The organism is Paraperibacillus esterisolvens, assembly GCF_046237625.1.
In the GTDB taxonomy this organism is placed as follows: domain Bacteria; phylum Bacillota; class Bacilli; order Bacillales; family DSM-1321; genus Paraperibacillus; species Paraperibacillus esterisolvens.
The window spans coordinates 2,730,945-2,744,341 of record NZ_CP143545.1 but is presented as its reverse complement, the minus strand read 5'-3'; the positions used below and the strand labels follow the sequence as shown (position 1 = coordinate 2,744,341).

15 protein-coding genes are annotated in these 13,397 nt (G+C 44.7%); all 15 read left to right on the top strand.

From position 1 onward, the window contains the following. Positions 1-48: 48 nt before the first annotated feature. The 15 genes from cmk (at position 49) to V1501_RS13765 (ending at position 13,386) form a co-directional block, all read left to right on the top strand. Positions 49-726, top strand: a complete 678-nt coding sequence (gene cmk / locus V1501_RS13835; protein WP_409288990.1) for a (d)CMP kinase — start codon at positions 49-51, stop codon at positions 724-726. Next, positions 726-1,307 (top strand): lysophospholipid acyltransferase family protein, encoded by a 582-nt coding sequence (locus V1501_RS13830; protein ID WP_409288988.1) that lies wholly within the window; start codon positions 726-728, stop codon positions 1,305-1,307. Before cmk ends, V1501_RS13830 begins: the two co-directional genes overlap by 1 nt. 248 nt (positions 1,308-1,555) lie before the next feature. Continuing rightward, positions 1,556-2,695 (top strand): 30S ribosomal protein S1, encoded by a 1,140-nt coding sequence (rpsA, locus tag V1501_RS13825; protein ID WP_409288986.1) that lies wholly within the window; start codon positions 1,556-1,558, stop codon positions 2,693-2,695. Between the two features lie 688 nt (positions 2,696-3,383). Continuing rightward, entirely contained in the window at positions 3,384-3,998 is a 615-nt protein-coding gene (locus tag V1501_RS13820; RefSeq protein ID WP_409288984.1) for a hypothetical protein, read from the top strand. 1 nt (position 3,999) lies between these two features. After that, positions 4,000-4,896 carry a YIEGIA family protein gene (locus V1501_RS13815; RefSeq protein ID WP_409288983.1) on the top strand — a complete coding sequence of 299 codons (897 nt, stop codon included), beginning with the start codon at positions 4,000-4,002 and terminating at the stop codon, positions 4,894-4,896. Continuing rightward, entirely contained in the window at positions 4,896-5,087 is a 192-nt protein-coding gene (locus V1501_RS13810) for a capping complex subunit for YIEGIA (RefSeq protein ID WP_409288981.1), read from the top strand. The genes V1501_RS13815 and V1501_RS13810 overlap by 1 nt, the downstream gene beginning before the upstream one ends. A 268-nt stretch (positions 5,088-5,355) precedes the next feature. After that, positions 5,356-6,666, top strand: a complete 1,311-nt coding sequence (gene der / locus V1501_RS13805) for a ribosome biogenesis GTPase Der (protein WP_409288979.1) — start codon at positions 5,356-5,358, stop codon at positions 6,664-6,666. 70 nt (positions 6,667-6,736) lie between these two features. Beyond that, on the top strand, positions 6,737-7,726 hold the full coding sequence (locus tag V1501_RS13800) for an NAD(P)H-dependent glycerol-3-phosphate dehydrogenase (protein ID WP_409293364.1): 990 nt from the start codon (positions 6,737-6,739) through the stop codon (positions 7,724-7,726). Between the two features lie 436 nt (positions 7,727-8,162). Continuing rightward, complete coding sequence (locus V1501_RS13795) at positions 8,163-8,363, top strand: DUF2768 domain-containing protein (protein WP_409288977.1); 201 nt, start codon at positions 8,163-8,165, stop codon at positions 8,361-8,363. Continuing rightward, positions 8,356-9,108, top strand: coding sequence for a hypothetical protein (locus V1501_RS13790; RefSeq protein WP_409288976.1), 753 nt, complete (start codon positions 8,356-8,358; stop codon positions 9,106-9,108). The genes V1501_RS13795 and V1501_RS13790 overlap by 8 nt, the downstream gene beginning before the upstream one ends. Before the next feature lie 193 nt (positions 9,109-9,301). Continuing rightward, on the top strand, positions 9,302-10,780 hold the full coding sequence (gene spoIVA / locus V1501_RS13785; protein ID WP_409288974.1) for a stage IV sporulation protein A: 1,479 nt from the start codon (positions 9,302-9,304) through the stop codon (positions 10,778-10,780). 404 nt (positions 10,781-11,184) lie between these two features. Continuing rightward, a complete protein-coding gene (locus tag V1501_RS13780) occupies positions 11,185-11,457 on the top strand; it encodes an HU family DNA-binding protein (protein WP_409288972.1) in 273 nt (90 codons plus the stop codon). Positions 11,458-11,604: 147 nt separating this feature from the next. After that, entirely contained in the window at positions 11,605-12,171 is a 567-nt protein-coding gene (folE, locus tag V1501_RS13775; protein WP_409288971.1) for a GTP cyclohydrolase I FolE, read from the top strand. Positions 12,172-12,196: 25 nt separating this feature from the next. Beyond that, the gene (gene mtrB, locus V1501_RS13770) at positions 12,197-12,430 is read left to right on the top strand and encodes a trp RNA-binding attenuation protein MtrB (RefSeq protein WP_409288969.1); all 234 of its coding nucleotides are present in this window, start codon (positions 12,197-12,199) and stop codon (positions 12,428-12,430) included. A 191-nt stretch (positions 12,431-12,621) separates the two neighbouring features. Further along, entirely contained in the window at positions 12,622-13,386 is a 765-nt protein-coding gene (locus V1501_RS13765; protein WP_409288967.1) for a heptaprenyl diphosphate synthase component 1, read from the top strand. Positions 13,387-13,397: the final 11 nt, after the last annotated feature.

Here is a 13,397-nt window from a genome sequence, read left to right as displayed (position 1 = left end):
AAAATATGAGGAACATATTACTTACAGGCTCGGTTTTTAGGAGGAATTATGGAAAACAAGATATCGATTGCTATTGACGGCCCAGCGGCTGCGGGAAAGAGCACAGTTGCTAAAATAATAGCTGAAAAACTTTCTTACATTTATGTAGATACAGGGGCGATGTACAGAGCCCTGACATACAAAGCCATTAAGCATGACGTGGATGTGAATGATGAATCAGGACTTCTTGACCTGCTGATGGATACGGAAATCCAGCTGCTGCCGGGAGAAACCGGCCAGCTCGTATACCTTGATGGAGAAGATGTTTCAGAGGTCATCCGCACAAGCCAGGTGACCTCTTCTGTATCAGCTGCTTCCAAGCACAGGGGCGTGAGGGCTGAAATGGTAAGCAGACAGCAAAAGCTGGGAGAAATGGGTGGCGTTGTCATGGATGGAAGAGACATCGGCACCTTCGTGCTTCCCCGTGCGGAAGTTAAAGTATTCCTGATTGCAAGTGTGGATGAAAGGGCGGAAAGGCGCCATAATGAAAATGTTTTGAAGGGATTCCCTTCAGACTTAGAAAGCCTTAAAGAAGAGATAGCTCTGCGGGACAAGCTGGATTCAGAAAGGGAAGTAGCACCGCTTATGAAGGCCGATGATGCCGTGGAGATTGATACCACTTCCCTTTCAATCGCTCAGGTTGCCGATGAAATCATGAAGCTTATTAAAGAAAGGACCATTGAATAGTGAATCTCTATAACTTTGGTAAAGGGCTTGTGAATTTAATTCTGACACCGCTATTTCGTGTAGAAACTATCGGTGCCGAGGAGTTCCCAAAAGAAGGAGGGGTCCTGATCTGCTCCAATCATATTGATAATCTCGACCCGCCGGTAGTAGGTGCAACTGCGCCGCGCCCGGTTCATTTCATGGCGAAGGAGGAGCTGTTCCGCGCTCCCATCCTGAAAAGCATTCTGCCGAATGTAAATGCTTTCCCTGTTAAAAGGGGAATGAGCGACAGGGAAGCCCTCAGGAAGGGATTGTCTCTTCTGAAGGAAGAGAAAGTGGTTGGCTTGTTTCCGGAAGGGACAAGGAGCAGGACCGGCGAGATTGGCAAAGGGCTGGCAGGGGCCGGCTTCTTTGCCCTTCGTTCTTCCGCGCATATTGTCCCATGCGCCATTATCGGTCCGTATAAGCCGTTCAAGAAACTCAAAGTAGTGTACGGGAAACCGATCGACTTTACGGAACTCCGTGCCAGCCGGGTTTCTGCTGATGAGGCAACGGAAGTAATCATGGAACACATCCGTATGCTCCATGAACAGAATAAATAATAACAATTCGGTTTACTTGACAAATTGACTGATTTGTAAGAATTTAATAAAAAAGGCCAGTTCCAAAAAAAACTGAAGGCTGACTCCAAGGATAGTTTAAAATACCAAAATAGTTTTTATATTTTAGTTTGCTCTGGCGGACAATCGGGAATATTTCAATAGATTAATATTTCCGATTTTACGCTCTAATATAATTTGAGCTAATATTCTAAGGGGAAAAGCAGTCATGCGTTTAAGGAGGAGTACATATGTCAGAAGAGATGAACGATATTGAAGTAAACAACTTTGAACCCGGTGACAAAGTAACCGGAATGGTAACAAAGGTTGAAGAAAAACAAGTCATCATTGATGTGAAGAATAGCAAGACAGATGGAATCCTGCCAATCAGCGAGCTGTCAAGCCTTCATGTTGAAAAAGCATCTGATGTGGTTAAAGAAGGCGACGAGCTGGAACTTGAAGTGTTAAAAGTAGAGGATGAAGCTCTAATTCTATCAAAAAGAAAAGTAGATGCCCTAAAAGCCTGGGATGAATTGGAAAGGAAGTTCGAAACGCAGGAGGTTTTCCAATCTGAGGTCAAAGATGTAGTAAAAGGCGGCCTTGTTGTAGACCTGGGTGTCCGGGGGTTTGTCCCTGCTTCATTGGTCGAAGACTATTTTGTGGAAGACTTCTCCGACTATAAGGGAAGAACATTGTCCTTCAAAATTGTTGAACTTGATAAGGAAAAGAATCGCATCATCCTGTCGCACCGGGCGGTCGTGCAGGACGAAAAGGGCCAAAAGAAGCAGGAGCTGCTGGATTCCATCCATGCAGATCAGGTGCTTGAAGGAACCGTGCAGAGGCTGACCGACTTCGGCGCATTCGTTGATATCGGCGGAATAGATGGATTGGTCCATATTTCCCAGCTGTCACATGAACATGTAGAAAAGCCTTCTGATGTGGTAAAAGAGGGAGACCGGGTGAATGTAAAGGTCCTTTCTGTCGACAGGGATAATGAGAGGATTTCTTTATCCATTAAGGAAACCCTGCCTGGACCATGGGAACAGGTCTCTGAGAAGGCACAGACGGGATCTGTCCTCGACGGCACCGTTAAGCGCCTCGTTTCTTACGGAGCCTTTGTCGAAGTGCTTCCTGGAGTAGAGGGACTGGTTCATATATCACAGATTTCCCATAAACACATCGGCACACCGCATGAGGAACTGACTGAAGGACAGCAGGTACAGGTTAAAGTGCTGGATGTTAACGAAAGAGATCAGCGTCTATCTCTCAGCATCAAGGATCTGCAGGAACGTGAATCTGAAGACACTGGAGATTATGATCTTCCTGAAGAATCAAAAGGGTTCCAGCTGGGTGAGATGATAGGTGACAAGCTGAAGGATTTAAGAAAATAAACGGGCATCGGGACAGGCAGGAAACTGCCTGTCTTTTTTATTGGCTCTTATCTAAAAGAACTTTTTTTTCTAATGAGTCTGTGAGGAAATCAAACTTCTGTCACAGCAATCGCCCGCCAATCAGCAAGTCTTCTTTCGCAAACGCATAAGTGCGACTAAGCTTCTGTCTTCGCTTGCGCTCGCCAATCAGCAAGTCTTCTTTATCGGGTCTCTGCCTGCAAAGTAGTTTATTTTCTAATTAAAAGTGATGAACATTAAGTTCTTAATACGATTATATTTTGCAGGCACCGTTCTCCGCTTTTCCTGATCCAGCTGCGAACTGAGACCCTCGAGTCATAAGCCAATCCGACTATGGGGAGAAAACCACTCCCCTTAGTCGAATCGTCTTATGCTTGTCGGGTCTCTGCCTGCCAAAGTAATTTGTTGTCTCAATCTGAAAGTGCGAAAATGGCTTTTGAAACAATTATACTCAGCAGGCACCGTTCTCCGCTTTTCTTCGAGCAGCGGGACAGGTGTGACCCCGCAGGCAAAGCCGTGGAGGCTCAGCGCCCGCCCCTCGCAGGTGGAGTGCCTGCAGCGGAAATCCACTTTTTATTCAAAAGCCGCAAATGTATGCGGCAACAGCCTTTTTATTTGAACTGTTTAGAATTCTTAGCTTTCTCCCATAATGTTTTTTAGAGGAGGAAGCATGATGAACGATGGAATATTTTTTTTATGGATAGCATGGATGAGCGTTATAGTGGTCTTTTTTTTCATGGCGTCCAGTGACTCCAGAAGGACGGTACTCCTATTTACCCTCCTTGGAGGGATCACTTTAAGTCCATATACAATCCCAATTGGGGGTGTGCCAGCCGGTGCAGCCGGTCTTCTTTTTGCATTATCAGCGGGTCTGGGCGTGAAGCATTTAAAATTTCTTAATCTATTTTCCTTTATGATCCGCACCGCCACTGTCTCAGCTGCTTATGGCAGTATAAGCCTGCTTCTTTTCTTAGATCCTGTATGGCTGATCTGGGACAGGGGCTGGATGCTTGCCATCGTATCGGCCGCTATTAATATTATTCTTTATTCTGATATGAAAAAAAGAGCAGCTGCCCTGATATTAGGCTTGGTTTTTGGAGATATTATCCTTAATGTATTGTTTGGCAGTCTGGGTATGCCCCAGGAACTCTTGTCAAAATCATGGCTGGATATGACTGCTGGTTCTTTCATCTTAATAGCCTTATGGAGCTCGATGGAGAGGAGCAGCAGAATTCTTCAGGCCTTTTTACAGACTAAAAACATGCCAAAGGAGAAACAAGGATAATATGGAACACAATCATTTTATGTATCCAATCCTCCTGGGGGTCGCAGCGGGAACCCTGATGAGAATTTATATGCTGAAAACTGATTACAGGCAGTATCCAAGCTATCTCCATGGGAGGGTCATTCATTTATCCCTCGGATTTATTGCAGCTGGACTCGGGACCATCCTCGTGCCTGCCATTATAAAGGAGGAGTATACGGCTGTTACCTTTCTGACCCTTGCTGCCTCCCAGTTCCGTGAAGTAAGGAATATGGAAAGAACGACACTTCAGCAGCTCGATGAGTATGAGCTGGTCGGCCGTGGCAACACATATATTGAAGGCATCGCAGTAGCCTTTGAGGGACGCAACTATCTTGTGATCCTGACAGCCTTCCTAACAACAGCATTCGGTTTGTTGGTCAATGTGTGGGCAGGGATTGCAGCTGCCATCGTCTGTTTTTTTATTTGTAAAAGGCTGATGTCCGGCAATCATCTTAAAGATATTGTTGAAATTGAATATATGGAGCCGAGGTTTGAAGGGGCCGGGCTTTATGTGGATAATATTTATATAATGAATATCGGTCTGCCAGAGCGGCAGGAGGAAGTACTGAAATATGGGATGGGCTTCATCCTGACTCCTAAAAACTTTAATGCAAGGACCACCATTTCAAACCTTGGCCAGCGCCAGGCCATTCTCTACGATGTTTCAGTAGCACTCGGCATCTATCGTGATTCAGGTACACCCGCCCTTGTGCCTCTTGCTAAGCGGGATTTAAATGATGGGAGAGTGGGGATTTTTGTCCTTCCACAGGATAAGGATATAAGTAAAGCGATTGATGTGATTGCGAATGTGCCTACACTAGAGAATGCGATTCGTATTCCGTCCAAAACTTTGTCTAAAAAAAGGCAGGAGAAGTGATGAGTGTTTCAATAGAAAAGGCTATACTTGCCATAGTAACCACCAGCCCCAGGTCAGTCCCTGCAGGAACGAATGTTTTTCATTGTCAGAACAAGGAAGAGATGTATGAGATTACAAAAAATCTCGAGGCTATACTGGACGGCATCGCCCATGCCTTGAAGGAAGACCTTTTTATAATCGTAAAACATTAATGGATAAGATTGTTGAATTTGATATAATTTGATACTATAACATAGTTAAGGCGTTTTTTAAGTGAAACAGCTTCTGAATGAAGCTGCTTGATTGATTATTCCCTGTCAAATGGTGGGTTTGGCGGGGTCTATTTATTAAAAAGCTATATCCATATTTACATAAATCCTATATAGCCTATTAGCGGACGGTCTGATGGGTAATGGAGAAATAGTGGATTGAAACCTGAAAAATGGTCTGGCACATAATGCATGGAAAGGGATGATAAATATGCCAAAACCTGTAGTTGCAATCGTAGGTCGCCCAAATGTCGGCAAATCTACAATCTTTAACCGGATCGTCGGTGAACGCATTTCCATTGTGGAGGATGTTCCCGGAGTAACAAGAGACAGAATTTACAGTTCGGGCGAATGGCTTGCCCATGACTTTAATATTATCGATACTGGCGGAATTGATATAGGGGATGAGCCTTTTCTGGAACAGATAAGGGCCCAGGCTGAAATTGCCATCGACGAAGCGGATGTCATCATCTTCATGACCAATGGCCGTGAAGGTGTAACCGCTGCCGATGAAGAGGTTGCGAAAATTCTATATAAAACAAAAAAACCAGTCGTGCTGGCTGTCAATAAAGTGGACAATCCTGAGATGAGAACACAGATTTATGATTTTTATTCTCTTGGATTTGGAGAGCCATTCCCTATTTCAGGCTCTCATGGTCTTGGACTGGGTGATCTCCTTGACGAAGCGGCTAAGCATTTCCCTGCATCCGCTGAGGATGAATACGGTGAGGAAGTTATTAAATTCTCACTTATTGGAAGGCCCAATGTCGGGAAATCCTCCCTCGTGAATGCCCTCCTTGGTGAAGAACGGGTAATCGTCAGCGATATTGAAGGAACAACAAGGGATGCCATTGACTCCCCTTATGTATTCGACGGGCAGGAGTATGTCATTATCGACACTGCCGGAATGAGGAAAAAAGGCAAGGTATATGAGTCTACCGAGAAGTACAGTGTACTCCGTGCCCTCCGTGCCATCGAGAGATCCGATGTGGTGTTAGTCCTGCTGAACGGAGAAGAAGGTATTCGCGAGCAGGACAAAAAGATAGCAGGCTATGCCCATGATTCCGGGCGGGCTGTAATTATTGTTGTTAATAAATGGGACGCTGTGGAGAAAGATGAGAAAACGATGAAGGAATTTGAAGCAAATATCAGGGCTCACTTCCAGTTCCTTGATTATGCTCCTATAGTATTCCTTTCAGCGAAAACGAAGAAGCGTATTCACACGTTGATTCCTGTCATTAATAAAGCAAGTGAAAATCATTCAATGAGGGTGCAGACGAATGTGCTCAATGATGTGGTCATGGATGCAGTAGCAATGAATCCTACTCCGACCCATAACGGCAGCCGCCTTAAAATTTTCTATGTGACCCAGGTCGCTGTTAAGCCGCCTACCTTTGTGGTGTTTGTCAATGACCCTGAACTCATGCATTTCTCTTATGAACGGTTCCTGGAGAATCGTATCCGGGATGCTTTCGGTTTTGAAGGTACACCTATCAAAATCTTTGCAAGACAGAGAAAATAGGAGGGGACGGAGCTTGGAGAAACATAGCATTGCCGTAATCGGCGCAGGAAGCTGGGGAACTGCACTTGCCATGGTCCTGGCAGACAATGGGCATGATGTAAGGCTGTGGAGCCATAAGCAGGAGCAGGCGGATGAGATTAACTCAACACACACGAACCAAAAATATCTGCCGGACATTAAACTGCCCGGGAATATAGCAGGATACAGCTCCCTGCCGGAGGCGCTTGATCAGGTGGATACGGTCATCCTGGCCGTTCCGACTAAAGCGATCAGGGAGGTCCTTGGCAAAATGAAGGATGCGGCCCCGCAGCTGATCACCATCGTCCATGTGAGTAAGGGGATAGAACCTGACACCTTACTACGCATCTCAGAAATGATAAAGGAAGAATATCCTTCAGGACAGCTGCACGATGTCGTCGTCCTCTCCGGGCCAAGCCATGCTGAGGAAGTCAGCTTAAGGCACCCGACTACCGTCACGGTTTCCGCAGAAAACCTGGAAGCTGCAGAAAAGGTTCAGGATCTTTTCATTAACCAAAGCTTTCGTGTCTATACCAATCCCGATATCATTGGTGTAGAAATCGGCGGTGCCCTCAAAAACATTATCGCCCTTGCAGCCGGAATGACAGACGGCCTGGGCTATGGCGATAATGCAAAAGCAGCCCTGATAACCCGCGGTCTTGCGGAAATAGCCAGGCTTGGCACCAAAATGGGGGCAAACCCATTGACTTTTTCCGGCCTTGCCGGCATAGGCGATTTAATTGTTACCTGTACAAGTGTCCACTCACGAAACTGGCGTGCCGGAAATATGCTTGGCAAAGGCCAGAAGCTTGAAGAGGTGCTTCAGAACATGGGTATGGTGGTTGAAGGAGTCCGGACCACAAAGGCTGCTTATCAGCTGGCTGAAAAATATCAGGTTTCCATGCCTATCACAAAAGCTCTGTATCACGTGTTATTTGATGGGACAGAGGTAAGGGATGCTGTGGATCACCTCATGAACCGCATGAAAAAACATGAAATGGAAGACCTCGTCAATATTCTGGAAGAACGTAAGAACGATTGATTTATAAAGACCTTATCAAGAAGGTCTTTTCGTGCGAAAAAAGCCATTATAAAATTTTCCTGAATTAGGCGAATGGCGGTTCCTTAGTATATTGCAAAGCATAATATGCAACGAAACTAACTGGTATTAACCTTATCGTCTGGGTGATTTAGTCAAAAAGACAGAAGGCTTGAAGCGCCTTCTGTTTTTTTATCTGTCATTTTAACATTTTCCAGCCCTTATATCAGAAGTAACACTTAACAAAAGGTGGGATTTTAATATGGCAAGGTTACCGGCGGCATGGCATGCTGACTCCCCCGGTTTCTTCAGGATACCGTGAGCGGGGGGATGTAAGCGTCTTAATTTTATAATGAATTTGCTATTTTCCTATGTTATAATACTTCGGGATAACAAAGATAACCAGCCTCCTATAGGCCAGCATAAAAGGAGAATGACAATGACACCTGCCTTACAGAAGATGTGGATTTCTTTTGCAGCAATGGGATTTATGGTAATTTCCATACTTATTATTTATTTAAGCCGTTATAAATTAAAGGGATTCTTGAAAATTGTTACCGCTGTGATTGCATATGTATTAATGATTTCAGCCGGATTGATCATGCTTCTGGTGGTATTGAGCGGACCTACAAATGGATAAGCCCCGGACTCTGGTAAAAACTCAATCCATAATGAAACTGGTTCTTTTGGGACTGGCTTCCATCCTTTTACTGAGCGGTTGCATGTATCCAGAAGCGGAGCTTGCCAAGAATCAAGTTCCATACGAGGATCAGATCAAATCTGTCCAAAGCGCAGTGGATCAATTCCAGAAGGACAATGGCGGTATCCTTCCGATTAAGACTAAAGATGCGGAGACTCCCTATTATCAGAGATACCCGGTTGATTTTAAGAAAATAGCTCCCAAATATATGGCTGAACCCCCGGGTAATGCCTATGAAAGCGGCGGCGTGTTCCAATATGTCATCATAAATGAGGAAAAGGATCCTGAAGTGAAATTATTCGATATTCGGCTGGCGGAGAAGGTACAGGAAGTGGAAATTCGTGTGAACCTTTACCGGCAGTCAAATGGATATGCTCCTTTTAAAGAGATCATTGATAACAATGTATATACCCTGGATTACAAAAAACTGGGCTATAAGGATGATCCGACCGTCATGAGTCCGTTCACCCAGAAGGAATTGCATCTGGTTACAGGCGCTGACGGACGAATATATATTGATTATACACCTGATTTGGTCCAGGCTCTGTCTAACACAGAAGCAAAACTGCAAAAAGGGGAAGACATCAGGCCTATCCTCGTTAAAGGATCTTCCTTTGTCCCGGCTTTTTCCCTTCCATACACAATAAACCCATCAACAAAAAAGCCAATATTCCTGAAGAAGTAAGAATAACCCCTCCTCTGCAAAAATATACTGCAGAAGAGGGGTTATTCTCTTTTTGGATGCCAATCCATGAAATTTGTATCCGGAGGTAAGAAGTTGGAATATTGCAGGTGGACAACATCATAGATATATAGTGTCCAGTTTCAAAAAGAAATTAAATATCCATATAGATGTTAAAGGATCGGGAGGGGATCTTTTGGAAAAGGTCGATATTTTTAAAGACATCGCCGAACGTACAGGAGGAGATATTTATCTTGGTGTTGTCGGCGCGGTACGTACAGGGAAATCTACGTTTATAAAGAAATTCATGGAGCTGGTCGTGCTTCCGAATATTGGTAATGAGTCAGACAGGGCAAGGGCGCTGGATGAACTGCCGCAGAGCGCTGCTGGTAAAACCATCATGACCACTGAACCTAAATTTGTCCCCAATCAAGCTGCCAGCGTTTCGGTCGATGAGGGAATTGAAGTGAACATCAGGCTTGTGGACTGTGTTGGCTATACGGTTCCCGGCGCGAAGGGCTACGAGGATGAAAACGGGCCCCGGATGATCCATACGCCGTGGTATGAAGAACCAATTCCCTTCCATGAGGCTGCGGAGATCGGAACCAGGAAGGTTATTCAAGACCACTCAACACTTGGTGTCCTGATTACGACGGACGGAACCATTGGTGAGATTCCAAGGTCTGACTATATTGCGGCAGAAGAAAGAGTAGTGGGTGAACTGAAAGAAGTAGGAAAACCATTTATCATGGTCATCAATTCTGTCCAGCCACACCATCCGGAAACTGACCGGCTAAAGGGAGAGCTGCAGGAAAAATACGATATTCCGGTCATAGCCATGAGTGTAGAGAGCATGCGGGATACGGATGTGATGAATGTACTAAGGGAAGCCCTGTATGAATTCCCAGTCCTTGAGGTGAATGTGAATCTCCCAAGCTGGGTGATGGTGCTCAGGGATAACCACTGGCTGCGCGAGAGCTATCAGGAAGCTGTCAGGGACACAGTAAAGGATATCAAGCGTCTCAGGGACGTGGACCGTGTGGTGCATTATTTTAACGAATATGAGTTTATTGAAAGAGCATCCCTGGCTGGAATTGAGATGGGGCAGGGTGTAGCTGAAATAGATTTATATGCGCCTGATGAGCTTTATGACGAAATCTTGAAGGAAATTGTCGGCATTGAAATCAGAGGCAGAGATCATCTGCTGGAATTGATGCAGGATTTTGCCCATGCCAAGGCAGAATATGATCAAATATCTGATGCCCTGAAAATGGTGAAGCAGACCGGCTATGGAGTTGCGGCTCCTTCACTTGCCGATATGAGCCTCGATGAACCGGAAATCATCCGGCAGGGATCTAGATTCGGTGTCCGTCTGAAGGCTGTGGCACCATCAATCCACATGATAAAAGTGGATGTGGAGTCGGAATTTGCGCCTATCATTGGAACAGAAAAGCAGAGCGAAGAGCTGGTTCGGTATTTGATGCAGGACTTTGAGGATAATCCGCTGTCTATCTGGAATTCAGATATTTTTGGACGGAGCTTGAGTTCAATAGTAAGGGAAGGGATACAGGCAAAGCTTTCCCTGATGCCTGAAAATGCCCGCTATAAGCTTAAGGAAACGTTGGAAAGGATAATAAACGAAGGATCTGGTGGGTTAATAGCCATCATTCTATAATCATTGATCTGACTCTGCTGGACAGCAGGGTTTTTTTGCTTGCAGTCAAATGAAAAACTCTTTTTCCCTGCCCAGGAATGAATATTTCAGGGAATAAGTGATTAAAACCTTATAGTTTCGGGAATTGCTTGTAAAAGTGAGAGAATTCATAGATCAATTTATTAATATATGCGGTTCTGTAAGAAAACATTCCCATTATATGAGGAATTCACTTGCTAAGGGTAAATGATTGTGATAATCTACTTACAGAAAACGTTAAAAACGTTGCTATTTCAGCTTTTCTGGCCATTTTGCCACGTTTGTTTTACACGGGCAGGCCGGATCTTATTATTTGTTTAAACAAGTAATGAAACATTCGGGTTATCTGAGTGAAGGCTTTAATAATTTGGGAGGAGGTGAATGGCATGAACAAGACAGATTTGATTAATGCGGTTGCTGAAGCAAGCGAGCTTTCAAAAAAGGACGCTACAAAAGCAGTTGATGCTGTTTTTGATTCAATCTCAGACGCTTTGAAAAGCGGGGATAAAGTACAGTTAATCGGTTTTGGTAACTTTGAAGTTCGTGAGCGTGCTGCACGTAAAGGGCGCAACCCGCAAACTGGCGAAGAAATCGAAATCTCTGAAAGCAAGGTTCCTGCATTCAAACCAGGAAAAGCGCTTAAAGACGCTGTTAAGTAATACATAGTAACCCGTTTGAATATATGGGTGAAAGCGAGGATCACGGTTTCCGTGATCCTTTTTGCTATTAATTTTATTTATATGTTAAGATGAGATTATATTTTTTAAACACTTACATAGGCGGCGGGCTTTACAGGAGGAATCATAATGGCAGAAGTTAATCATGCTCAGATAGAGGAAGCAATTCGGATGATACTGGAAGCGATTGGCGAGGATCCAGCCAGAGAAGGACTGCAGGATACACCGAAACGGGTGGCAAGGATGTATGAAGAAATATTCACCGGCCTGCATCAGGATCCGGGGGAGTATTTTGAAACAATATTTGGCGAGGAGCATGAGGAACTCGTGCTTGTAAAGGATATTCCTTTTTATTCAGTATGTGAACACCATCTGGTCCCATTTTTTGGACAGGCCCATGTGGCTTACATACCAAGGAACGGCAGGGTTACAGGACTCAGCAAGCTTGCAAGGGCTGTCGAGGCGGTTGCAAAGAGGCCGCAGCTGCAGGAAAGGATTACATCTACGGTTGCGAATGCAATCATGGAAAAGCTTGAACCTTATGGTGTCATGGTGGTCGTTGAGGCAGAGCATATGTGCATGACCATGAGGGGAGTTAAGAAACCCGGTTCGAAGACCGTTACTTCTGCAGTGCGGGGAATCTTCAGGGAAGATGACCGATCCCGGGCGGAAGTTCTTTCACTAATAACCAAATAAAACAATCAGAAGCTAGGTGAGATAGATGAAAGATCAAATGAACCCGGATTTCGTAGTGATCAAGGCAATGGAGGACGGAGTGAATGTCATAGGGTTAACGAGAGGGACAGATACCAGATTTCATCACTCTGAGAAGCTGGATTCCGGAGAAGTCCTTCTTGCACAGTTCACTGAGCATACATCCGCCATTAAGATCAGGGGGAATGCCCAGATCCTGACTCCCTATGGTGAAGTCCGAAGTGAAGGCAGGAGAACATGAGACAGGCATCCTCCAATCGCTATACAGCATAAAGCATAAGCATATTTAAAGGGAGACCCGCTGATGAAGCTGTAAGTTACAATTCTGCCAGGTAAATATGTTATAATTAAGCTTGATTCAAAACTGGGAAATGGCCCAGGGGGTACGGAGCTGGAACCTGCTCAAATGAAAATAGCAATAAGGGTGATCAAATGCTAAACCTCGATAATTATACAACAGAAATTGCCGGCCTAATAGAAGAAGCTGTAAATCATCCTTATATGCTTGATTATATAGACCGTCCGGAGATAGATCATATAAAGCTTGAATTATTGCTAAGGCTGTTTGATAAGGCTGAAATGCCCTATGAAGAAGTGAGGGAAATTGCAGTTGCAGCCATGCTTGTTCAGATAGCATTGGATATACATGACAAGGTAACTCTCTCGGCAGAGGGGGAGGAAACCTCTGAATTCCAGAAGAGCAGACAGGTGACTGTCCTTGCCGGCGATTATTTCAGCGGTCTGTATTACCAGATACTTGCGGCAGTTAACAAGGTTTCCTATATCAGCTCGCTTTCGGCAGCCATACGGGAAATCAATGAACATAAAATCCATTTATATCAATCTTTCCATAAAGATTCATCAGATTTATTATCAAGCATCAGGATTATAGAGGCAGCCTTAATTTTAAGGGCCGCTGACGAAGCTGGGGAACCGGAATTAGGGGCCCTTTTCGCAGAAATCCTTTTGTTGAAGAGGCTGTATGAGGAAAGACAGCTTTTAAATGAGGGACTTCAGTCCCCGTTTATCATCCAGCTGGCACGGCTTTCCCAAACCGGGGAAGATATCTCCAAGTGTGCTGAAAATTTGGATTCGCTTATCGGGAGCGTCATTCATACCATTCAAGTTTCAAGTGCAGGCAGGGAATGGACAGCTGGGTTGATTACCAGGTTCGAAAAGCTGGGCAAAAAGTGTTAAAAGCGGAAGAA